The following is a 21,609-nucleotide window of genomic DNA, read 5'->3' on the forward strand; positions in this document are numbered from 1 at the left end:
GTTTCATGAAGTCGCTTTCGAATCAACGCGTGCTGGTGCTGGGGCTGGGCGAGTCCGGCCTGGCCATGGCGCGCTGGGCGCAACGCTGCGGGGCCGCGTCGGTCACCGTGGCGGACACGCGCGCGGCGCCGCCCAAGGCTGGCGAGCTTTCGGCCGAACTGCCCGATGCGACCTTGGTGCAGGGCTTCGACGTGTCGCTGCTCGACGGCATCGACCGCGTGCTCAAGAGCCCGGGCCTCTCGCCCCACGACGCGCAGCTCGCGCCGCTGCTGGCCGCGGCCAGCGAGCGCGGCGTGCCGGTGCAAGGCGAGCTGGGCCTGTTCGCGCAGGCACTGGCCGATCTGAAGGCCGAGCGCGGCTATGCGCCCAAGGTGCTGGCGATCACCGGCACCAACGGCAAGACCACGACGACGATGCTGTGCGGCCAGCTCGTCGAGCGCAGCGGCGCGCGCGTCGCGGTGGCCGGCAATGTCGGCCCGACCATGCTCGACACGCTGGCGGCGGCGCTGGCCTTGGAGCCCGAGCCGCAGGCCAATGCCCAACCCGAGGCCATCGCCGGCGCCGAAGAGCTGCCTGTCGAGCAAGCGCCGTCGGCTCCCTCTCCCGCCGAAGCGGGAGAGGGCGGGGGTGAGGGCGAAGCCCAGCCGCTCGAACCGGCCGAAGCGACGCAAACCCCCTCGCCTGAATCGATCGACGCGGCCGCCGAGACCGCGCCCACCGAGGCCACGCTCGACGTCGCCATCGACACGCCCGCCGAAGCGGCGATCGAAGAAGCCGCCGTGCCCGACGACGCCGAAGTCACCGGCGGCGGCCCGCCGCCGCACCTGATCCCGCCGCCGCCGCCCGGCCCGGTGTTCGAGCACCTGCCCGAGGTCTGGGTGCTCGAGCTCTCCAGCTTTCAGCTCGAGGGCGTCGAAGGCTTCGCGCCGACCGCCGGCACGGTGCTCAACGTCACCCAGGACCACCTCGACTGGCACGGCTCGATGGCCGCCTACGCCGCCGCGAAGGCGCGCGTCTTCGGCCCCGCCGACGCCTGGGACAGCGTGATGGTGATCAACCGCGACGAGCCCGCGGTCGAGGCCATGGTGCCCGCGCCGGTGATCATCAAGCCCACGCAGCGCGGCCAGCGCAGCAAGACGATGGAACGCAAGGTCGTGCGCTTCGGACTCGACGCGCCGCGCCGCCCCGGCGACTGGGGCCTGGTGGTCGAGAACGGCATGGCCTGGCTGGTGCGCGCGATGGAAAGCGACGAGACCGTCAAGCGCAAGAAGGATGAAGCGGAGGAGATCGTCCTCCAGCGCCTGATGCCGGCCGATGCGCTGCGCATCCGCGGCCGCCACAACGCGAGCAACGCGCTGGCCGCGCTGGCGCTGGCCACCGCGGCCGGCCGTCCGCTCGCGCCGATGCTGCACGGGCTGCGCGAGTACCGCGGCGAGCCGCATCGCGTCGAGGTGATCGGCACGATCGGCGGCGTCGAGGCGGTGGACGACAGCAAGGGCACCAACGTGGGCGCGACGGTGGCCGCGCTCCACGGCCTGGGCGCCGACAAGTCGCCCGGCAAGCTGGTCGTGATCCTCGGCGGCGACGGCAAGGGCCAGGACTTCGCGCCTCTGGCGCAGCCCGTGTCGCAGCACGCCCGCGCGGTCGCGACGATCGGCCGCGATGCCGAGGCGATCGAGCAGGCCGTCGCCGCCAGCGGCGTGCCGCTCCAGCGCCACGAGACGCTCGACGCCGCGGTGCGCTGGGCCTTCGCCCAGGCCGAGCCGGGCGACGCCGTGCTGCTGAGCCCGGCCTGCGCCAGCCTGGACATGTTTCGCAACTACGCGCATCGCGCCGAGGTCTTCGCGGCCGCGGTGCGCGAGCTTGCGCTCGAGCGCGGCGAGGACCTCGCCTGATGGCCGCGACCACCGCGTCCGCCACCGCCGCGAAGCCCGGCTTCGCAGCCGCGCTGCGCGCGCGCGTCGCGTCGCTGCTCGGCCGCCGTGGCGAGGCCGACGGCGCGGTGCCGGTGCGCGACTGGATCAGCGTCTCGACCGGTCAGCCGGCGCGGCTGATGGGCTTCGATCAGCACCTGGTGTGGATCGTCGTGCTGCTGCTCGCGCTGGGCACGGTGATGGTCTATTCGGCCTCGGTCGCGCTGCCCGACAGCCCGCGCTTCTCGCGCTATGCGCCGACGCACTTCCTCACGCGCCACATCCTGTCGATCGCGCTGGCCTTCATCGCCGCGCTGGTGACGGTGCAGATCCCGATCGCCACGTGGGAGAAGCACGGCCCGTGGCTGTTCGTCGGCGCCTTGCTGCTGCTCGTGCTGGTGCTGGTGCCGGGCATCGGCAAGGGCGTCAACGGCGCGCGCCGCTGGATACCGCTCGGGCTGATGAACTTCCAGCCGAGCGAGCTGGCCAAGCTCGCGATCGCCATCTACGCCGCGGGCTACATGGTCCGCAAGATGGAGATCAAGGAGAACTTCTTCCACGCGGTCGCGCCGATGGCGGTGGCCGTCGCGGTGATCGGCGTGCTGCTGCTGGCCGAGCCCGACATGGGCGCCTTCATGGTGATCGCCGCGATCGCGATGGGCATCCTGTTCCTCGGCGGCGTCAACGGGCGCATGTTCTTCCTCATCACCGCGGTGCTGGTCGGCGCCTTCGTGATGATGATCACCTTCAGCGAATGGCGGCGCGAGCGCATCTTTGCCTACCTCAACCCCTGGGACGAGAAGTACACGCTCGGCAAGGCCTACCAGCTCTCGCACTCGCTGATCGCCTTCGGACGCGGCGAGATCTTCGGCCAGGGGCTCGGCTCCTCGGTCGAGAAGCTGCACTACCTGCCCGAGGCGCACACCGACTTCCTGCTCGCGGTGATCGGAGAGGAACTCGGCTTCATCGGCGTGGCCGGCGTGATCTTCGCGTTCTTCTGGCTCACGCGGCGCATCTGCCACATCGGGCGGCAGGCGATCGCGCTGGACCGCGTGTTCGCCGGGCTGTTCGCGCAGGGCGTCGGGATCTGGATGGGCGGCCAGGCGTTCATCAACATGGGCGTGAACCTGGGCGTGCTGCCGACGAAGGGGCTGACCTTGCCGCTGATGAGTTATGGCGGGTCGGCGATCTTGATGAACTGCGTGGCGTTGGCGATCGTGCTGCGGGTGGATATCGAGAATCGGCAGCTGATGCGTGGGGGGCGGGCATGAGTGGGTTCATGCTGGCCTGCTGCATTGAGGCCACCCTGCGGGTGGCGTGCGGCCCTGCGGGCCCGCATGCCGGGATGTCCGCCCGGCGGCGGACCTACTTTCTTTGCTTCGCCAAAGAAAGTAGGCAAAGAAAGGCGACCCCCGATCCGGCGCCCACGGCTGCGCCGTGGGTGCCCTGCGGTGCTCGTTCCAGGGGCGCGCCGCTTAACTCGCTGCACTCACTGCGTTCGTGCGCTCGAACAGTCGCGGCGAGTTTGAAGTTGAAGCGCGCTCACGCGCGCCGCCCCTTGCACTGCGCTCCTCGGCGCCTCCTAGGGGGCCCCAGCCAGACGGTCGCAACCCCGCTCGGGGGTGTGTTGCCGTTGCAGTCGCCGTTGGGCCCCCTCGAAGGCGCCGAGGAGCACAGCGAAGCGGGCGGCGCGCGCCAGCGCGCATCGACATCAAACTCGCCGCTTTGTCCGAGCGCAGTGAGCGCAGCGAACGCAGCGAGTTATGCGGCGCGCCCGCTTCGCGAGCACCGCAGGGCACCCGGCGCAGCCGGGCGCCTGAGCGGGGGTCGCCTTTCTTTGCCTACTTTCTTTGGCGAAGCAAAGAAAGTAGGTCGCCCGCCGGGGCGAAATCCCGGCATCGAGCCTTGCAGAGACAGCACACAGCCGCCCGCAGGGCGACCCCAGCACACCGTCATCGCGAAAGGACCAAAGCGATGACCAAACACCTCGTCGTCATGGCCGCCGGCACCGGCGGCCACGTCATGCCCGGCCTCGCCGTGGCCAAGGAAATGCAGCACCGCGGCTGGACCGTGAGCTGGCTCGGCACGCCCCAGGGCATGGAGAACAAGCTCGTGCCGCCGAGCGGCATTCCGATGGACAACATCGGCTTCTCCGGCCTGCGCGGCAAGGGCTTGATGCACACGCTGACCGGCGGGCTGCGCCTGCTCAAGGCGTTCTGGGAATGCCTGGCCATCCTGCGCCGGCGCAGTGCCGACGCGGTGCTGGGCATGGGCGGCTATGTGTGCTTTCCGGGCGGGCTGATGAGCGCGGCGCTCGGCAAGCCGCTGGTGCTGGTCAATGCCGACGCGTCGCTCTTGATGAGCAACAAGGCACTGCTGCCGGTGGCCGACCGGGTGGCGTTCGGCTTCGACGGCGCGGCGGCCACGAAGACCAAGCGCGCGCTCGTGACCGGCAACCCGGTGCGTGCCGAGATCGAGGCGATCGAGGCGCCGGCGCAGCGTTATGCAGCGCACGGCGGGCCGCTGCGCCTGCTCGTGGTCGGCGGCAGCCTGGGTGCCAAGGTGTTGAACGAGACGCTGCCCAAGGCGCTGGCGATGCTCGCGCCCGAGGAGCGCCCGCGCGTCGTTCACCAGACCGGCGCGCTGAACCGCGACGCGGTCAAGGAGGCCTATCGCGAACAGGGGCTGGACCCCGAGCGCGACGTCGAGGTCCTGGCCTTCATCGACGACATGGCCAAGCGCCTGGCCGACTGCGACCTGATCGTCTGCCGCGCCGGCGCGGTGACGGTCAGCGAACTGTGCGCCGCCGGCGTGGCCAGCGTGCTGGTGCCGCTGATCGTGAGCACCACCTCGCACCAGCGCGACAACGCGCAGTTCATGGCCCAGCACGGTGCGGCGATCCACCTGCCGCAGTCCGAGTTGACGCCACAGAAGCTGGCCGACCAGCTGCGCCATCTGACCCGACAACAACTGCAGGCGATGGCCGAAAAGGCCCGTTCGCTTGCGCGTCCACGCGCGGCCGCGCGCGTTGCCGACGAGATCGAGAGGCTCGTGCCATGAAGCACGCCGTCAAGCACATCCACTTCGTCGGCGTCGGCGGCGCCGGCATGAGCGGCATCGCCGAGATCCTGCACAACCTCGGCTACATCGTGTCCGGCTCCGACCAGCACGACAGCGCCACGACGCGCCGGCTCGCCGGCCTGGGCATCCGCATCGCGGTCGGCCACGACGCCGCGCACATCTCGGGCGCCGAGGCCGTGGTCACCTCGACCGCGGTGAAGGGCGACAACCCCGAGGTCATCGCCGCGCGCGCCAAGCGCGTGCCGGTGGTGCCGCGCGCCGTGATGCTGGCCGAGCTGATGCGCCTGAAGCAAGGCATCGCGATCGCCGGCACGCACGGCAAGACCACGACGACCTCGCTCGTGACCAGCGTGCTGCACGAGGCCGGCGTCGACCCGACCTTCGTGATCGGCGGCAAGCTCGAGAGCGCGGGCGCGAACTCGCGCCTCGGCGCCGGCGAGTTCATCGTCGTCGAGGCCGACGAGTCCGATGCCTCGTTCCTGAACCTGATGCCCATCCTGTCGGTCGTCACCAACATCGACGCCGACCATATGGACACCTACGGGCACGACTTCGCGCGGCTCAAGGGCGCCTTCGTCGAGTTCCTGCATCGCATGCCGTTCTACGGCTCGGCCATCCTGTGCGGCGACGATCCGGGCGTGCGCTCCATCGTGCCGCTGGTCTCGCGCCCGGTCGTGACCTACGGCATGGGCGAGGACGTGCAGGTGCGCGCGGTGAACGTGCAGGCACTGCCCGGCGGGCAGATGCGCTTTTCCTGCCAGCGCCGCAACGGCGTCGCGATGCCCGACCTCGAGATCACGCTCAACCTGCCGGGCGAGCACAACGTGCGCAACGCGCTCGCGGCGATCGCCGTGGGCACCGAGCTGGAGCTGCCCGACGCGCCCATCGTCGCGGCGCTGGCCAAGTTCTCGGGCGTGGGCCGGCGCTTCCAGCGCTGGGGCGAGCTGCCGTCGAGCGACGGCGGAACGTTCACGCTGATCGACGACTACGGTCACCACCCGGTCGAGATGGCGGCGGTGATCGCCGCGGCGCGCGGCGCCTTCCCCGGCCGGCGCCTGGTGCTGGCGTTCCAGCCGCACCGCTACACGCGCACGCGCGACTGCTTCGAGGACTTCGTCAAGGTGATGGGCACGGCCGACGCGGTGCTGCTCACCGAGGTCTATGCCGCCGGCGAGGCGCCGATCGTCGCGGCCGACGGCCGCTCGCTGGCGCGCGCGCTGCGCGTCGCCGGCAAGGTCGACCCGGTGTTCGTCGACGAGATCGCCGAGCTGCCGTCGGCCATCGTCGAGCACGCCGCCGCCGGCGACGTGGTGATCGCCATGGGTGCCGGCTCGATCGGCGGCGTGCCGCAGCAGGTGGTGACGCTCGCGCAAGGAATGACGTCATGAAGATCGATCCCAAGACCCTCGGCAAGGTCGCGGTCCTGATGGGCGGCACCTCGGCCGAGCGCGAGATCTCGCTGATGAGCGGCACCGGCGTGCTGAAGGCGCTGCAAAGCCAGGGCGTGGATGCGCATGCCTTCGACCCGGCCGAGCGCGCGCTCGACGAGCTCAAGCGCGACGGCTTCGCGCGTTGCTTCATTGCGCTGCACGGCCGCCACGGCGAAGACGGCACCGTGCAAGGTGCGCTCGAGCTGCTGGGCATTCCCTACACCGGTTCCGGCGTGATGGCCTCGGCCATCGCGATGGACAAGGTGATGACCAAGCGCGTCTGGATCGCCGAGGGCCTGCCGACGCCGCGCTATGCGTGGCTGGCGCCCGACGACCAGGCGCGCGAACGCGTGCGCGCGGTGCCCGACGACCTGGGCCTGCCGTTGATCGTGAAGCCGCCGCGCGAGGGCTCGTCGATCGGCGTGACCAAGGTGCTGGGCTATTCGCAGATGCAAGAAGCCGTGGCGCTGTCGGCGCGCTACGACCCCGACGTGCTGTGCGAGGAGTTCATCGAGGGCGAGGAAGTCACCTGCCCCGTCCTCGGCGAGGGGAGCACCGCGCAAGCGCTGCCGGTGATCCGCATCGTGGCACCCGAGGGCGCCTACGACTACCAGAACAAGTACTTCACCGACGACGTGCACTACCTCGTGCCCAGCGGGCTGCCCGAGGCCGAGGAGCGCGAGATCCAGCGCATCGTCGTGGCCGCGTACCGCGCCCTGGGTTGCCGAGGTTGGGGCCGGGCCGACCTGATGATCCGCGCCAGCGACCGCAAGCCCTTCCTGCTCGAGATGAACACCTCGCCGGGCATGACGGGCCATTCGCTGGTGCCGATGTCGGCCAAGGCGGCCGGCATCAGCTACGAGCAGCTGTGCCTGCAGCTGGTGGCCGCCGCGTCGCTCGACTCGCCGCCGCCCGCCGGAGCCTGACCGAGCACCACCATGCCGCGCCAGCGCCCCACGCCCGCCAAGACCGCGCCGCCGATCGACGTGCGCCTGATGAATGCGACCGCGTCGGTCCTGTTCGTCGTGGCCGCGCTCGCGCTGCTCGGTTTCGGCCTCGCGTGGCTTGTGCGGCTGCCGGCGTTCACGCTGCAGGCGGTGCGCATCGAGGGCGACGTGGGCCGCAACAGCGCCGCGACGATCCGCGCCAACGCGCTGCCCAAGCTGGCGGGCAACTTCTTCACGCTCGACCTCGAGCGCGCCCAGGCCGCGTTCCAGTCCGTGCCCTGGGTGCGGCGCGCCGTGGTCTCGCGCCGCTGGCCGAACTGGCTCGCGGTGCAGCTCGAGGAGCACCGCGTCGCGGCCTGGTGGCACCGCGAGAACGCCGACGACAAGCTGGTCAACCTGCAAGGCGAGGTCTTCGAGGCCAACCCGGGCGACGTCGAGGACGAGGGCCTGCCGACGCTCGCTGGCCCCGATGAGCGTCAGGCGCCGGCAATGCTCGCGCTGCTGCGCCGGCTCGACCCGGTGTTCGCGCCGCTCGAGGCGCGCGTGGAGACGCTGTCGCTGTCGGCGCGCGGCTCGTGGCGGCTCGTCCTGGACAGCGGCGCCGAGATCGAGCTGGGCCGCGGCAGCGACGACGAGGTCGTCGCGCGCTCGCAGGCCTTCGTCGGAACCGTGGGCGACGTCACGCAGCGCTACTCGCGCCCGCTCGCCTCGGCCGACCTGCGCCATGCCGACGGCTATGCGGTGAAGCTGCGCGGCGTCGGCACGGTCGAAAGCCTGCCGAAGAAGAAATCGAACTGAGGAACTCCATGGCCACCAAGGAATACAAGGATCTCGTCGTCGGCCTGGACATCGGCACCGCCAAGGTGATGGCGGTCGTCGCCGAGGTGCTGCCCGACGGCGAGCTGCGCGTGGCCGGCATCGGCACCGCGTCGTCGCACGGGCTCAAGCGCGGCGTGGTGGTCAACATCGACGCGACGGTGCAGTCGATCCAGCAGGCGCTGAAAGAGGCCGAGATGATGGCCGACTGCAAGATCACGCGCGTCTACACCGGCATCACCGGCAGCCACATCCGCGGCATGAACTCGACCGGCATGGTCATCGTGCGCGACAAGGAGGTCACGCCGGTCGACGTGGCGCGCGTGGTCGAGACGGCCAAGGCGATCAACATCCCCAACGACCAGCGCCTGCTGCTCGTGGAGCCGCAGGAGTTCGTGATCGACGGCCACGAGGTCAAGGAGCCGATCGGCATGAGCGGCGGGCGCCTCGAGGTCAAGGTGCACATCGTGACCGGCGCGCAAAGCGCGGCCGAGAACATCGTCAAGTGCGTGCGCCGCTGCGGGCTCGAGGTGGATCAACTCGTGCTCAACCCCAGCGCCTCGAGCGCGGCGGTGCTCACCGCCGACGAGAAGGACCTGGGCGTCGCGCTGGTCGACATCGGCGCCGGCACCACCGACGTGTCGATCTTCACCGACGGCTCGGTGCGCCACACGGCCGTGATCCCGATCGCCGGCGACCTGATCACCAGCGACATCGCGATGGCGCTGCGCACCCCGACCAAGGACGCCGAGGAGATCAAGGTCGACCACGGCGTGGCCAAGCAGCTGCTGGCCGATCCGTCCGAGCAGGTCGAGGTGCCGGGTCTCGGCGACCGCGCGCCGCGCATGTTGAGCCGCCAGGCGCTGGCCGGCGTGATCGAGCCGCGCGTCGAGGAGATCTTCTCGCTGGTGCACCAGGTGATCCGCGAGAGCGGCTACGAGGAGCTCTTGAGCTCGGGCATCGTGCTGACCGGCGGCAGCGCCGTGATGCCCGGCATGGTCGAGCTCGCCGAAGACATCTTTCTGAAGCCGGTACGCAAGGGCCTGCCCACGTACTCCGGCGCTTTGTACGACATGGTGGCGAACCCGCGCTCGGCCACCGTGATGGGCCTGCTCGAAGAAGCACGGCTCGCCAGAACGCGCGGGTTCAAGGCGGCGCAGCAGGCGGGGTCGGTGACGTCCCTGTTCGGCCGCGTGCGCGACTGGTTCATCGGGAACTTCTGACCGGCATCACAAAGGAAGACACGGTGAACCGTACTGACGTTCTTTTGAAGACTTTCCAACCGGCAACTGCAAACCCAACGACGACGAAGGAGTGACGACCATGGCCATCGAGATGATCGAGGAGTTCGACCTCGGCACCAAGATCAAGGTGATCGGTGTCGGCGGCGGCGGCGGCAACGCTGTCGAACACATGATTTCCCGCGGCGTGCAAGGCGTGGAGTTCATCTGCGCCAACACCGACGCTCAGGCGCTGCACCGCTCCAGCGCCGACCAGCTGATCCAGCTCGGCAGCACCGGCCTGGGCGCGGGCTCCAAGCCCGAGGCCGGCCGCGCCTCGGCCGAAGAGGCGTGCGAGCGCATCAAGGAGGCGATCGCCGGCGCCAACATGATCTTCCTGACCGCGGGCATGGGCGGCGGCACCGGCACCGGCGCCGCGCCGGTGATCGCGCGCGTGGCCAAGGAGATGGGCATCCTGACGGTCGGCGTCGTCACCAAGCCCTTCGAGTTCGAGGGCGGTCGCCGCATGAAGCAGGCCGAGGCCGGCCTCGCCGAGCTGGAGGCCAACGTCGACAGCCTGATCGTCGTGCTCAACGAGAAGCTGCTCGAGGTGCTGGGCGACGACGTCACGCAGGAAGAGGCCTTCGCGCATGCCAACGACGTGCTGAAGAACGCCGTCGGCGGCATCAGCGACATCATCCACATCCCGGGTCACGTGAACGTCGACTTCGAGGACGTGAAGACGGTGATGGGCGAGCCCGGCAAGGCGATGATGGGCACCGGCACCGCCAGCGGCCCGGACCGCGCCAACAAGGCCGCCGAGGCCGCGGTGGCCTGCCCGCTGCTGGAGGGCGTCGATCTGTCCGGCGCGCGCGGCGTGCTGGTGCTGATTGCGGCGAGCAAGTCGACCTTCAAGCTGGCCGAGAGCCGCAACGCGATGAACACCATCCGCCGCTATGCGGCCGAGGATGCGCACGTGATCTATGGCACCGCCTACGACGAGAGCCTGGGTGACCAGCTGCGCGTCACGGTGATCGCCACCGGCCTGGCCTCGTCGCGCGCGCAGAAGGCGCCGATCCAGGTCGTGCACAGCCAGCCGGTGCAGCGCACCGGCACGCACGACCTGCCCGTGCTGACGCAGACCGTCGGCCACGGCCAGCCGGCGATGCCCTCGGCGCATCCGAGCGCGCCGTCGTACGAGAGCCTGCACGTACCCAGCGTCTGGCGCAGCGGCCGCACGCAGGCGGCGGCCAAGGTGGATGCGCTGGCGAGCAACGGCATGGACGAGATCGAGATCCCGGCATTCCTGCGCAAGCAAGCCGACTGATCGAGCCTCTACTTCGTCGTTTGGAGCGCGGCAGGGATGGCAAGTCCCTACCGCGGTCATAGCGCGGCGCCTCAGCCGGTGAGGCGCCGCGCTTTCTACAATTCGCCGATGCTCAAGCAACGCACCCTCCAGTCGATCACCCGCGCGGTGGGTCTCGGCGTGCACAGCGGCCAGCGCGTCGAGCTGACGCTCAAGCCGGCGGCGGCGGATGCGGGCATCGTGTTCCGTCGCGTCGACCTGCCCAATCCGGTCGACATTCCCGCACGCTTCGACTCCGTCAGCGACACCCGCATGGCCTCGACGATCTCGGCCGGCGGCGACGCGGGCGCACCGAAGGTGCAGACCATCGAACACTTCATGTCGGCCTGCGCCGGGCTCGGCATCGACAACCTGCAGGTCGACATCGCCGGCGACGAGATGCCCATCCTCGACGGCTCGGCGGCGAGCTTCGTGTTCCTGCTGCAAAGCGCGGGCATCGTGCTGCAGGACGCGCCCAAGCGCTTCGTGCGCGTCCTGAAGACGGTCGAGGTGCGCGAAGGCGAGGGCGCTGCGCTCAAGTGGGCGCGGCTCGAGCCGCATCACGGCTGGAAGCTGGCGTTCGAGATCGAGTTCGACCACCCGGCGGTCAACCAGACCGGCCAGCGCGTCGAGTTCGACTTCGCCGAGGGGCAGTACAAGCGCGACATCGCGCGCGCGCGCACCTTCGGCTTCTCGAAGGACGTGGACGCGATGCGCGCGCGCGGCCTGGGCCTGGGCGGCAGCATGGACAACGTCATCGTCGTCGCCGACGAGCGCGTGCTCAATGCCGAGGGCCTTCGCTACGACGACGAGTTCGTCAAGCACAAGCTGCTCGACGCGATCGGCGACCTCTACATCGCCGGCCATCCGCTGCTGGCGAGCTATACCTCGTTCAAGGGCGGCCACGCGCTGAACAACAAGCTGCTGCGCACGCTGTTCGCCGATGCCAGCGCCTTCGAAATCGTGAGCTTCGAGCGCAGCGAAGACGCACCGCGCGGCTTTGCCGAGCTGGCGCCGGCCTGGTAGGTCCTCGCAGCCCGCGCACGCATGCTGGTCTTTCGCTGGATCATCCTGCTGCTGCTGGTCGCGGGCATCCTGTGCTTCGCGATGGCCATCGGCACCGGCGACGTGCGCTGGCGCCATCGGGGCCTGGTGATCGTCAAGTGGACCGTGCTGGCGGCGCTGGGCTTTTTTGCGGTGCTGATCCTCGAGCGCATGGCGGTGATGATCTAGGAGTCTGCGCGGCAGGAATCCCAGGCCGCAGGCCCTCGGCAACCTGCCGATCCGCGGGGTGGTGGCCAACGACGACCTCGGACCCGGAGCAATAATGTTTGCGCTGGCGGGGATCGGGGCCGCCTCGACGCCTCGACGTGCACGTCGCCCCCCGCTTGCCACCGGTCAAACGTTCGCCACGAGCGAAATCGCCTGGGGGCCGCCATGCCAGAGTTCTTGCGCGCCACGCCGGAAGAGATGAACGCGATCCTCGAGAACGCGGCCGTCGGCATCCTGTTCACCAGCGATCGCGGCATCCGGCTGTGCAACGCCCGGGCGGCGGAGATCTTCGGCTTCTCGTCGCCCGACGAACTGGTCGGCCAGACAGCGCTGGTGGTCTACCCCGACCGCGAAAGCTTCGAGCGGCTTGGTCGCGAGGCCGCGGCCAAGCTCGACGCGGGCTTGCCGTTCGATGCCGACTGGCAGATGCGCAAGCGCGACGGCAGCACGCTGTGGTGCCACCTGCACGGCAAGGCCGTCGCCGGGCCTGGGCGCGGCACGGTCTGGATCGTCGACGACATCACCGCCAGCCGCGGCGCGCGGCTGCAGCTGCAGGCCACCACGAGCGAGATGGCCGGGATCATGGACAACGCGCCGGTGGGCATCGTGTTCACGCACGACCGGCGCATCACCCGCTACAACGCGCGTTTTGCCGAGATGTTCGGCTTCACGGCCGATTCCGGCATCGGTCAGCCGGCGCGCGTGCTCTTGCGCAGCGACGAGGAATACGAAGAACTCGGCCGCCGCGCCGCGCCGCTGCTGTCGACCGGCCGTCCCTACCAGTGCGAGATGTTCGCGCGGCGTCAGGACGGCAGCGACTTCTGGACCAGCATGATCGCCTACGTCCAGAACACGGCCGACCCTACGCAGGCCACGATCTGGATCGTCGAGGACCGCACCGAGTTCAAGCGCGCCGAGGAGCTGCTGCGCCGCGCGAACGCGGAGCTGGCCGCCGCGCGCGACCGCGCCGAGGTCGCCAACCGCGCGAAGAGCGACTTCCTCGCGCGCATGAGCCACGAGCTGCGCACGCCGCTCAATGGCATCCTCGGCTATGCGCAGATCCTCGATCTCGACGCCTCGCTCAGCGAGCGGCAGCGCATGGGCGTCAAGGTCATCGGGCAGGCGGGGCACCACCTGCTCACGCTGATCGACGACATCCTCGACCTCTCTCGCATCGAGGCGGGCCGCCTCGACCTCGCGCCGCAGCCGGTCGACCTGCGCGCCTTCTTGCGCGTGGTGGCCGACATCGTGCGCGTGCGCGCCGACCAGAAGGGCCTGCTGTTCGAACTGGTCTTTCCTTCGTGGCTGCCGCGCACCGTGCTCGCCGACGAGCGCCGCCTGCGCCAGGTGCTGCTCAACCTGCTCGGCAACGCGATCAAGTTCACCGAGCACGGCAGCGTGCGCCTGGAGATCTCGCTGCTGGCGAGCGATGCCGAACGCGCGCACGTGGGCATCGCGGTCGAGGACAGCGGCGTGGGCATCGCGCCGGAGCACCTGCAGCGCATCTTCGAGCCCTTCGAGCAGGCGGGGCAGGCCTCGCACCGGGCGCAGGGCTCGGGCCTGGGCCTGGCGATCAGCCGCTCGCTGGCGCACATGATGGGCGGCGACATCAGCGTCACGAGCCGTCCGGGCCAGGGCAGCCGCTTCTCACTCGACGTCTGGCTGCCGGTGGTCGACGCGCCGGGCACCGTGCAGGCCGCACCCCGGCGCATCCGCGGCTACCACGGGCCGCGCCGCCGCGTGCTGGTGGTCGACGACGTGATCAACAACCGCGCCCTGATGGTCGACTACCTGCTGCCGCTGGGCTTCGAGGTCCACCAGGCGGCCGATGGCGTCCAGGGGCTCGACCGCGCCCGCGCGGTGGCGCCCGACCTCATCGTGATGGACAACACCATGCCCGTGCTCGATGGCCTCGAAGCGACGCGGCGGCTGCGCGCCGGCGACGACACGCGCCACGTGCCGATCGTCTGCGTCTCGGCCAGCGCCACGCAGGCCTCGCGCCAGCGCAGCCTCGAAGCGGGCGCCAGTGCCTTCCTGTCCAAGCCGGTCGACCTGCGCGAGCTGGCCGACGAGATCGGCCGCCTGCTCGGGCTGGACTGGATCTACGAGCCGGCGGCGACGCCGTAGCGGATCAGTAGGCGCGGCCCTTGCGGTACTGCGCATGCGCGCGGCGCGCCAGCGGGCTGGCGGCCGCCAGCGCGTCGAGCGAGGCGCCGGCGTGCGCATGCGTGACGGCGATGCCCAGCGCGTCGGCGGCGTCGGGACCGGGCAGGCCGGGCAGCGCGAGCAGGCGCGCAATCATCTGCTGCACCTGCTCCTTGCGCGCCTGGCCATGGCCGACCACGGCCTTCTTCATCTGCAGCGCGGTGTACTCGGCCACCGGCAGCCGGTTCGCGACCAGCGCCGTGAGCGCCGCGCCGCGCGCCTGGCCGAGCAGCAGCGTCGACTGCGGGTTCACGTTGACGAACACGATCTCGACAGAGGCGCAGACCGGCTCGTAGCGCCGCACCACCTCGCACAGGCCCTCGTAGAGGATCCTGAGCCGCCCCGGCAGGTCACCGGTGGGCAGCGCGTCGGTCTTGATCGTGCCGCTGGCGACGTAGCGCAGCTTCGCACCGGCGGCCTCGATCACACCGAAGCCGGTGGTGCGAAGGCCCGGGTCGACGCCGAGGATCCGAACGGAACTGCTCATGTCAAAGGGTCCATCGGCCGTGCGCCGGGCCGCCCCAAGCGCGGCCAGCCCCCTCGGGGGGGCAGCGGGCAAAGCGAGCGTGGGGGTCGACAGCTCACAGGGGGATCCTGAAGTACCAGCGAACCGAATGGAAGAACACCGGTGCGGCAAAGCACAGCGGAGCGATTCGGTCGAGCAGGCCCACCGCGCCGGTCACCGAGCTTCGGTTGCCCCAGTAGCGCACGCCGGCGTCGCGCTTGAGCGCCTTCATCACGAACTCGCCCATCGTGCCGGCGCCGCTGGCGATCAGCGCCATCGCCATCGCCTGGCCGGGTTTGAACGGCGTGATCCAGTACAGCAGTCCGCCGACGAAGGCCGCGGTGAACGCGCCGATCAGCCAGGCGCGGTAGCTGAAGCTGCGGCTGATCTGCCGCGCCACCGGGCGCCGGCGCAGCCGACGGCTCGCGCCCTCCTGCACGATCTGCGCGGTGGCGACGACGAACACCATGAAGAACACCAGGAAGGCGCCGCGGCCGCGGAAGCTGGCGAAATCGAGCAGCAGCAGTGCCGGCGTGTGCGACAGCCCGTAGACGCACACCATGATGCCCCACTGGATCTTCGCGTTGCGCTCGAGGAAGCGCTGCGGGTCGCCCGACAGTGCGCTGACCACCGGCACGGCCAGGAACATGTAGACCGGAATGAAGACCGAGAACAGGTCGAAGTGGCGCGTGCCGACCAGATAGAACTGCAGCGGCAGGATGACGAAGAACGCGAGGATCAGGCTGCGGTGGTCGCTGCGCCGCGTGTGCATCAGCGTGATGTACTCGCGCAAGGCGAGGAAGCTGAAGGCGCCGAACAGCAGCGTCGCGCCGAGCGGGCCGCTGATCCAGGCGAGCCAGAACAGCGTCGAGCTGGCCCAGACCGCGCGCAGGTCGCGCTTGTAGCGCTGGTGGCGTTCGCGCTGAGCGGGCGTGAGCTCGCGCAGCGACGCGAAGAAGGCGCCCAGCGTCGCGAGCGCGAGCACGCCGAACAGGATCAGGAACAGCGCGCCGACCTCTTGGCCGGCGGTGAGTTGGCGAAGACTGATGTTCATCGCATCACGTCACGCCGCGACGTCCTTGAGCGCGAGCACCGCCTCGCGCGCCCGCTCGAGGAAGGCGCGCTTGTCCTCGCCGGGCTCGAGCAGGATCGGCGCGCCAAAGGTCACCGAGCACAGGATGGGCACCGGCACGACCTCGCCCTTGGGCATCACGCGCTGCACGTTGTCGATCCATGCCGGCACCAGCGTGACCTGCGGAAACTGCTCGGCCAGGTGGAAGAGGCCGCTCTTGAACGGCTGCGGATCGCCCTTGTTATTGCGCGTGCCCTCGGGAAAGATCACCAGCGAATCACCGCGGTGCAGCGCGTCGACCAGCGGCTCGAGCGGATCCTGGTCGTCGCTGCGCTGCCGCGACACGTAGACCGCGTTGAAGATCTCGCGCGTGATCCAGTGCTTGAGCTTGCTCGAGGTCCAGTAGTCGCGCGCGGCGATCGGGCGCGTGCGCTGGCGCAGGTCGCGCGGCAGCGCGGCCCAGATCAGCACCCAGTCGAGATGGCTCTGGTGATTGGCGAAGTAGATGCGCTGCTCGGCCTTGGGCGGGCAGCCGTACCAATGGCCCTGGGCGCCGGTGACCAGGCGGGCGATGAAGGCGAGCAGCAGGCCGGCGGCTTCGGCGGCAAGGGACATGGGCAGCGATCGTAGCGGCGCGGCGCCGATGAAACGAATGAAACAAACCCGCGGCTTGCGCGCAGCGGCCCTGCAACCGCGGCTTTCGACACTGGCGGCCAAGGAAAGAACGACAACGCACCCGCTCAGGAGCCGCCGCCATGATCCGACCGATGCCCGACTACCAGCTCGACCGCGATGCCAGCGGCAACGTGCAATGCGCCGACGGCTGGGCCGTGCGCTGGATCGGGCCGGAGCTGATCGAGTACGGCACCGCGACCGATGCCTGCCTGGTCAACGTCGGCTACGACGCGCAGCGCAAGTCGCGCGCGATCTACGCCAGCGAGGCCAGCTCGGCGTGGTTCCCGCGCGTGGTGGAGCACCTGTGCATGGCGCTGCCGCTGTTGCCGGGGCGGTACGTCATCGTGTAAGAGGCCCCCACGCTCACTGCGTTCACTGCCCCCCGAGGGGGGCCCTTGCTGCGGACCGGCAAAGCCGGATCCGCGCAAGCTCTCGGACCCCATCCGCCGGTCAGTGCCGGAAGTGCCGCGTCCCCGTGAACACCATCGCGATGCCGCGCTCGTCCGCGGCCGCGATCACCTCGTCGTCGCGCACCGAGCCGCCCGGCTGGATCACGCAGCTCGCGCCGCCGTCGCACACCACGTCGAGCCCGTCGCGAAACGGGAAGAACGCGTCGCTCGCGACCGCCGAACCCTGCAGTGACAGGCCGGCGTTCTGCGCCTTGATCGAGGCGATGCGCGCCGAGTCGATGCGGCTCATCTGGCCCGCGCCGACGCCCAGCGTCATGCCGCCCGCGCAGTAGACGATGGCATTGCTCTTGACGAACTTGGCCACCTTCCACGCGAACATCAGGTCCTCGAGCTGCTGCGCCGTGGGTGCCTTCTTGGTCACCACGCGCAGTTCGCCCGGCTGGACGTTCTTCGCGTCCGACGACTGCACCAGCAGGCCGCCGCCCACCCGCTTGAAGTCCAGCACGTTGGTGTCGGCGGCCAGCGGCACCTCGAGCAGGCGCACGTTCTGCTTGGCCGCAAACACCGTGCGCGCCTCGGCGCTGATCTCGGGCGCGATCACCACCTCGACGAACTGCTTGGCCACATGGGCCGCGGCGGCGCCGTCGAGCGTGCGGTTGAAGGCGATGATGCCGCCGAAGGCCGAGGTCGGATCGGTCTGCAGCGCCTTGGCATAGGCCTCGCCCGGGTTCGCGCCCACGGCCACACCGCAGGGGTTGGCGTGCTTGATGATCACGCAGGCCGGCGCGTCGAAAGTCTTGACGCACTCCCAGGCCGCGTCGGCGTCGGCGATGTTGTTGTACGAGAGCTCCTTGCCCTGCAGTTGCGCGTAGCGCGCCAGCGTGCCGGGGGCCGGCTGCGCATCGCGGTAGAAGGCGGCGCTCTGGTGCGGGTTCTCGCCGTAGCGCAGGTCCTGCGTCTTGGCGAGCTGCAGGTTGAAGACCTCGGGGTAGGCGGCGCGCTTGGGCACCTCGGCCGTGCGCTCCTCGGCGCCGGCCTCGAGCGCGGTGAAATAGTTGGTGATCATGCCGTCGTAGGCCGCGGTGTGCGCGTAGACCTTCTTGGCCAGCATGAACTTGGTCGCGCGCGTGAGGCCCGCGCCCTTGAGCTCGCCGAGCACGCGCTCGTAGTCGGCGGGGTCGATCACGACCGCGACGTCCTGCCAGTTCTTGGCCGCCGCGCGCAGCATCGCCGGGCCGCCGATGTCGATGTTCTCGATCGCGTCTTCCAGCGTGCAGTCGGGCCGCGCGGTGGCCTGCGCGAACGGGTAGAGGTTGACGATCAGCAGATCGATCGTGCCGATGCCGTGCTCGGCCAGCGCGGCCATGTGCGCCGGCAGGTCGCGCCGCGCGAGCAGGCCGCCGTGGATGCGCGGGTGCAGCGTCTTCACGCGGCCGTCGAGCATCTCGGGAAAGCCGGTGACCTCGGCCACCTCGGTCACCGGCAGGCCCTCTTGCGCGAGCAGCTTGGCGGTGCCGCCGGTGGACAGCAGCTTGACGCCCTGCGCATGCAGCGCGCGGGCGAAGTCGACGATGCCGGTCTTGTCGGAGACCGAGAGGAGGGCGGTGAGCGTGGAGGCCATGATCACTTGACGAGCTTGTGTTCGAGCAGCTTGCGGCGCAGCGTGTTGCGGTTGATGCCCAGCCACTCGGCCGCGCGCGACTGGTTGTGTTCGGCCTGCTGCATCACGACGTCGAGCAGGGGCTTTTCGACCACCTGCATGACCATGTCGTAGACGTTGTGCGGCTCGGCGCCGCGCAGGTCCTTGAAATAGGTTTCGAGGCTGTCGCGGATGCAGGCCTCGATGTGCTTCTTGCTCATGCTGCTTCTTGTTCTTCGTTGGGTTCTTGAAGAAGTCCGATGTGCTGCGGCAGCCGCTCGTGGCGGTCGGCCAGCGAGTCGAACCAGTCGGCCACGAGCGATACCTGCTCGCCGGCCGAGGTCACGGTGTTGATGCGTGCGCGCAGCTGCTCGCCGCCCGGCAGCCCGTGCACGTACCAACCGATGTGCTTGCGCGCGCTGCGCACGCCGCTTTGCTCGCCGTACAGCGCGTGGTGGTCGTGCAGGTGCTCGACCAGCCAGTCGCGCACCTCGGCCGTGCGCGGCGCCGGCAGGTCCTCGCCGGTGGCGAGGAAGTGCGCGATCTCGCGGAAGATCCACGGCCGCCCCTGCGCGGCGCGGCCGATCATCACCGCGTCGCAGCCGGTGCGCTCGAACACGGCGCGTGCCTTGCGCGGCGAGTCGATGTCGCCGTTGGCGACCACCGGCACCGATACCGCGGCCTTGACCGCGGCGACGGTGTCGTACTCGGCGAAGCCGCGGTAGCCCTGTTCGCGCGTGCGCCCGTGCACCGTGAGCATGGCCACGCCGGCGGCCTCGGCGCCGCGCGCCAGGCTCACCGCATTGCGTTCGGCGTCGCACCAGCCGGTGCGCATCTTCAGCGTGACCGGCACGCCGTGCGGCGCGCTGGCGGTGACCACCGCCTCGACGATGCGCAGCGCGGCGCTCTCGTCGCGCATCAGCGCCGAGCCCGCCCACTTGTTGCACACCTTCTTGGCCGGGCAGCCCATGTTGATGTCGATGATCTGCGCGCCGCGCTCGATGTTGTAGGCGGCGGCCTCGGCCATCATGATCGGCTCGGTGCCGGCGATCTGCACCGCGATCGGCGCGACCTCGCCGTCGTGGTTGGCGCGCCGCGAGGTCTTGAGCGAATCCCACAGCTCGCGGCGCGAGGTCACCATCTCGCTGACCGCATAGCCGGCGCCAAGGCGCTTGCACAGCTGGCGGAAGGGCCGGTCGGTGACCCCTGCCATCGGCGCGACGAACAAGCGGTTCGCCAGCTCGATCGAGCCGATCTTCATGGTGTGGGCCGGGGTGATGGACTGCTGAAAAAGGAGGCAGAGTATAGCGACGCGCGCCAGGCCGCCTTTGCTGCTGTGCGCAACGAATAATCGCCGCCGATGGAAGCCTGGATCGAGTCGCTGCTGGCCCTGCTCGCGCTGCCGAAGTTCGGCCTGAGCACGGTGTTCGTCGTGGCCTTCATCTCGGCCACGCTGCTGCCGCTGGGCTCGGAGCCGGCGGTGTTCGGCCTGGTCAAGTTGAACCCCGCGATGTTCTGGCCGGCGATCCTCGTCGCCACCCTCGGCAACACCGCCGGCGGCGCCGTGAGCTGGTGGATGGGCTGGGGCGCCGAGCGCGCGTGGGAGCATGCGCGCCACAAGCCGGTCGAGCACCGCGTGCTGGGCTGGCTGCAGCGCTTCGGTGCCAAGGCCTGTTTGCTGAGCTGGCTGCCGGTGGTGGGCGATCCGCTGTGCGCAGTGGCCGGCTGGCTGCGCCTGCCGTTCTGGCCCTGCATGGCCTACATGGCGATCGGCAAGTTCGCGCGCTACCTCACGATGACGGCGCTGCTGCTGTGGGTGCTGCCGGGGCAGTTTCACCCTTGAATCCCGCCTCGAGATCGTCGAGGACGCGTTCGAGCCTGCGCAGCGCATGCTGCGCGCGCCCACGCGGCGACGGCCTCGCATCGAGCAGCTTCGCGCGCGGATCGTCCAGCGCGATCGAGAACGCCAGGCCGTGCTTCGCCAGCGTCGGCGCCAGCTCCGCACGCCGCGCGCGCAGCTGCGCGCGCGTGGCCTGGAAGGCGTGCTCGGCCAGCCAGCGACGCTGCGAGTAGCTGAACGGGTTGGTGAAGAAGATCTGCTCGTCGCGCGCGTCGGGCTCGAACAGCACGATGTCGGTGCCCGGGTATTCGGTGTGGTAGCGGCGCAGGCCCAGCTCCATGCGCGAGCGGATGATCGAGCGGAAGGTCTGCGACAGCACCTGCGGCAGGCCGCCGTCGACCAGGCGCGCGGGCGCGGCGCCGGGGCCTTGGCGCGCCGCCGTCTCGCCGTGGCCCGCATAGGGCACCAGCGGGTTCAGTGCGATGAGCAGGTCCAGATCCTCATCGAGGATCGCCGAGGCATGCAGCGTCTTGCGCAGTGCGCCGTCGACGTAGAAGCGCCCGTCGATCTCCACCGGCGGAAACAAGCCCGGCAGCGCGGCGCTGGCCTGCACCGCGCGCGAGATCGGCACGTGGTCGAAGCCGGCGCGCCCGAACAGCGCGGGCTCGCTCGAATCGAGGTCGACCGCGACCAGCACCAGGGTGCGCGCCAGCGTGCGGAAATCGTTGCTGCGCCCCGGCGCCGAGAATGTGCGCGCGAGGTGCTCGTGCACCGCATCGTTGGAGAACACGCCGGTCGGCACCGCCGCGCCCAGGCGCTGCAGCACCTGGCCGCGCGAGGCGAAGCCGAAGGCATGGTCGAGCGCGGCGCCCGCGGCCAGAGCGGGCAGGCGCGCGAGCCGGCGCGTGATCTCGCCCCAGGCCGGGCGCATCAGCAAGGCCGGATCGAACACGTCGCCCGACGGGCCTTCGTTCTCGATGAAGGAGCGGCACAGCTCACGTGCGCCGATGCCGTTGGCCAGGCCCGCGGCGACGAAGCCGCCGGCCGAGACGCCGACGAAGGCCTGCGCCTCGCTGGCGCGCCAGCCGCGGATCGAATGCTCCAGCGCGCACAGGGCGCCGATCTCGTAGATGGCCCCGAGCGGGCCGCCGCCGGCGAGCGCCAGGCCGATGCGCGGCGCGCGGCGCGGAACGGGTCTCGTCATGCGGGCCAGTGTAGGCGGCGCTCGCATGGGCGCCG

20 protein-coding genes are annotated in these 21,609 nt (G+C 70.2%); 13 read left to right on the forward strand and 7 right to left on the reverse strand.

Features of this window, described 5'->3' with window-relative positions:
* Nucleotides 1–5 precede the first annotated feature (5 nt).
* The 11 genes from murD (at nucleotide 6) to ACO2TI_RS04650 (ending at nucleotide 14,151) form a co-directional block, all read left to right on the forward strand.
* Nucleotides 6–1,895, forward strand: coding sequence for a UDP-N-acetylmuramoyl-L-alanine--D-glutamate ligase (gene murD, locus ACO2TI_RS04600; protein WP_423282284.1), 1,890 nt, complete (start codon nucleotides 6–8; stop codon nucleotides 1,893–1,895).
* Nucleotides 1,895–3,184, forward strand: a complete 1,290-nt coding sequence (gene ftsW, locus ACO2TI_RS04605) for a putative lipid II flippase FtsW (protein WP_423282285.1) — start codon at nucleotides 1,895–1,897, stop codon at nucleotides 3,182–3,184. Before murD ends, ftsW begins: the two co-directional genes overlap by 1 nt.
* A gap of 703 nt (nucleotides 3,185–3,887) precedes the next feature.
* Nucleotides 3,888–4,973, forward strand: coding sequence for an undecaprenyldiphospho-muramoylpentapeptide beta-N-acetylglucosaminyltransferase (murG, locus tag ACO2TI_RS04610; RefSeq protein ID WP_423282287.1), 1,086 nt, complete (start codon nucleotides 3,888–3,890; stop codon nucleotides 4,971–4,973).
* A complete protein-coding gene (gene murC, locus ACO2TI_RS04615) occupies nucleotides 4,970–6,382 on the forward strand; it encodes a UDP-N-acetylmuramate--L-alanine ligase (protein ID WP_423282288.1) in 1,413 nt (470 codons plus the stop codon). Before murG ends, murC begins: the two co-directional genes overlap by 4 nt.
* Nucleotides 6,379–7,350: a D-alanine--D-alanine ligase gene (locus ACO2TI_RS04620; RefSeq protein ID WP_423282290.1), complete on the forward strand. Its 972-nt coding sequence runs from the start codon at nucleotides 6,379–6,381 to the stop codon at nucleotides 7,348–7,350. The genes murC and ACO2TI_RS04620 overlap by 4 nt, the downstream gene beginning before the upstream one ends.
* Before the next feature lie 12 nt (nucleotides 7,351–7,362).
* Nucleotides 7,363–8,169: a cell division protein FtsQ/DivIB gene (locus ACO2TI_RS04625; protein WP_423282292.1), complete on the forward strand. Its 807-nt coding sequence runs from the start codon at nucleotides 7,363–7,365 to the stop codon at nucleotides 8,167–8,169.
* Nucleotides 8,170–8,177: 8 nt separating this feature from the next.
* Nucleotides 8,178–9,410, forward strand: coding sequence for a cell division protein FtsA (gene ftsA, locus ACO2TI_RS04630; RefSeq protein WP_423282294.1), 1,233 nt, complete (start codon nucleotides 8,178–8,180; stop codon nucleotides 9,408–9,410).
* A 100-nt stretch (nucleotides 9,411–9,510) separates the two neighbouring features.
* Nucleotides 9,511–10,734 (forward strand): cell division protein FtsZ, encoded by a 1,224-nt coding sequence (gene ftsZ, locus ACO2TI_RS04635; protein ID WP_423282295.1) that lies wholly within the window; start codon nucleotides 9,511–9,513, stop codon nucleotides 10,732–10,734.
* A gap of 108 nt (nucleotides 10,735–10,842) precedes the next feature.
* The gene (gene lpxC / locus ACO2TI_RS04640) at nucleotides 10,843–11,778 is read left to right on the forward strand and encodes a UDP-3-O-acyl-N-acetylglucosamine deacetylase (protein WP_423282297.1); all 936 of its coding nucleotides are present in this window, start codon (nucleotides 10,843–10,845) and stop codon (nucleotides 11,776–11,778) included.
* 21 nt (nucleotides 11,779–11,799) lie between these two features.
* Nucleotides 11,800–11,985, forward strand: coding sequence for a hypothetical protein (locus tag ACO2TI_RS04645; RefSeq protein WP_423282299.1), 186 nt, complete (start codon nucleotides 11,800–11,802; stop codon nucleotides 11,983–11,985).
* Between the two features lie 204 nt (nucleotides 11,986–12,189).
* Nucleotides 12,190–14,151, forward strand: a complete 1,962-nt coding sequence (locus ACO2TI_RS04650; RefSeq protein WP_423282300.1) for an ATP-binding protein — start codon at nucleotides 12,190–12,192, stop codon at nucleotides 14,149–14,151.
* Between the two features lie 4 nt (nucleotides 14,152–14,155).
* On the opposite strand, the gene ruvC is transcribed toward ACO2TI_RS04650, so the two are convergent.
* The 3 genes from ruvC to ACO2TI_RS04665 all read right to left on the reverse strand — a co-directional run bounded on the left by ruvC (nucleotide 14,156) and on the right by ACO2TI_RS04665 (nucleotide 16,421).
* Nucleotides 14,156–14,716, reverse strand: a complete 561-nt coding sequence (gene ruvC, locus ACO2TI_RS04655; RefSeq protein ID WP_423282301.1) for a crossover junction endodeoxyribonuclease RuvC — start codon at nucleotides 14,714–14,716, stop codon at nucleotides 14,156–14,158.
* Nucleotides 14,717–14,810: 94 nt separating this feature from the next.
* The gene (locus ACO2TI_RS04660) at nucleotides 14,811–15,788 is read right to left on the reverse strand and encodes a phosphatidate cytidylyltransferase (RefSeq protein WP_423282302.1); all 978 of its coding nucleotides are present in this window, start codon (nucleotides 15,786–15,788) and stop codon (nucleotides 14,811–14,813) included.
* A 9-nt stretch (nucleotides 15,789–15,797) separates the two neighbouring features.
* A complete protein-coding gene (locus tag ACO2TI_RS04665) occupies nucleotides 15,798–16,421 on the reverse strand; it encodes a lysophospholipid acyltransferase family protein (RefSeq protein WP_423282303.1) in 624 nt (207 codons plus the stop codon).
* 140 nt (nucleotides 16,422–16,561) lie between these two features.
* Here ACO2TI_RS04665 and ACO2TI_RS04670 point away from each other — a divergent pair, with 140 nt between their 5' ends.
* The gene (locus ACO2TI_RS04670) at nucleotides 16,562–16,831 is read left to right on the forward strand and encodes a hypothetical protein (RefSeq protein ID WP_423282304.1); all 270 of its coding nucleotides are present in this window, start codon (nucleotides 16,562–16,564) and stop codon (nucleotides 16,829–16,831) included.
* Nucleotides 16,832–16,931: 100 nt separating this feature from the next.
* On the opposite strand, the gene purH is transcribed toward ACO2TI_RS04670, so the two are convergent.
* From purH to dusB, 3 genes are read right to left on the reverse strand one after another with little or no spacing between them, the layout of a single operon-like run.
* The gene (gene purH / locus ACO2TI_RS04675) at nucleotides 16,932–18,512 is read right to left on the reverse strand and encodes a bifunctional phosphoribosylaminoimidazolecarboxamide formyltransferase/IMP cyclohydrolase (RefSeq protein ID WP_423282305.1); all 1,581 of its coding nucleotides are present in this window, start codon (nucleotides 18,510–18,512) and stop codon (nucleotides 16,932–16,934) included.
* Between the two features lie 2 nt (nucleotides 18,513–18,514).
* Complete coding sequence (locus tag ACO2TI_RS04680) at nucleotides 18,515–18,751, reverse strand: Fis family transcriptional regulator (RefSeq protein ID WP_423282306.1); 237 nt, start codon at nucleotides 18,749–18,751, stop codon at nucleotides 18,515–18,517.
* The gene (dusB, locus tag ACO2TI_RS04685) at nucleotides 18,748–19,791 is read right to left on the reverse strand and encodes a tRNA dihydrouridine synthase DusB (RefSeq protein WP_423282307.1); all 1,044 of its coding nucleotides are present in this window, start codon (nucleotides 19,789–19,791) and stop codon (nucleotides 18,748–18,750) included. The genes ACO2TI_RS04680 and dusB overlap by 4 nt, the downstream gene beginning before the upstream one ends.
* A 99-nt stretch (nucleotides 19,792–19,890) precedes the next feature.
* Between dusB and ACO2TI_RS04690 the strand changes: the two genes are divergently transcribed.
* The gene (locus ACO2TI_RS04690) at nucleotides 19,891–20,373 is read left to right on the forward strand and encodes a YqaA family protein (protein WP_423282308.1); all 483 of its coding nucleotides are present in this window, start codon (nucleotides 19,891–19,893) and stop codon (nucleotides 20,371–20,373) included.
* Here ACO2TI_RS04690 and ACO2TI_RS04695 read toward each other — a convergent pair.
* A complete protein-coding gene (locus tag ACO2TI_RS04695; protein WP_423282309.1) occupies nucleotides 20,321–21,574 on the reverse strand; it encodes a patatin-like phospholipase family protein in 1,254 nt (417 codons plus the stop codon). The genes ACO2TI_RS04690 and ACO2TI_RS04695 overlap by 53 nt on opposite strands.
* Between the last annotated feature and the right edge of the window lie 35 nt (nucleotides 21,575–21,609).

The organism is Caldimonas sp. KR1-144, from assembly GCF_049446155.1.
In the GTDB taxonomy this organism is placed as follows: domain Bacteria; phylum Pseudomonadota; class Gammaproteobacteria; order Burkholderiales; family Burkholderiaceae_C; genus Rivibacter.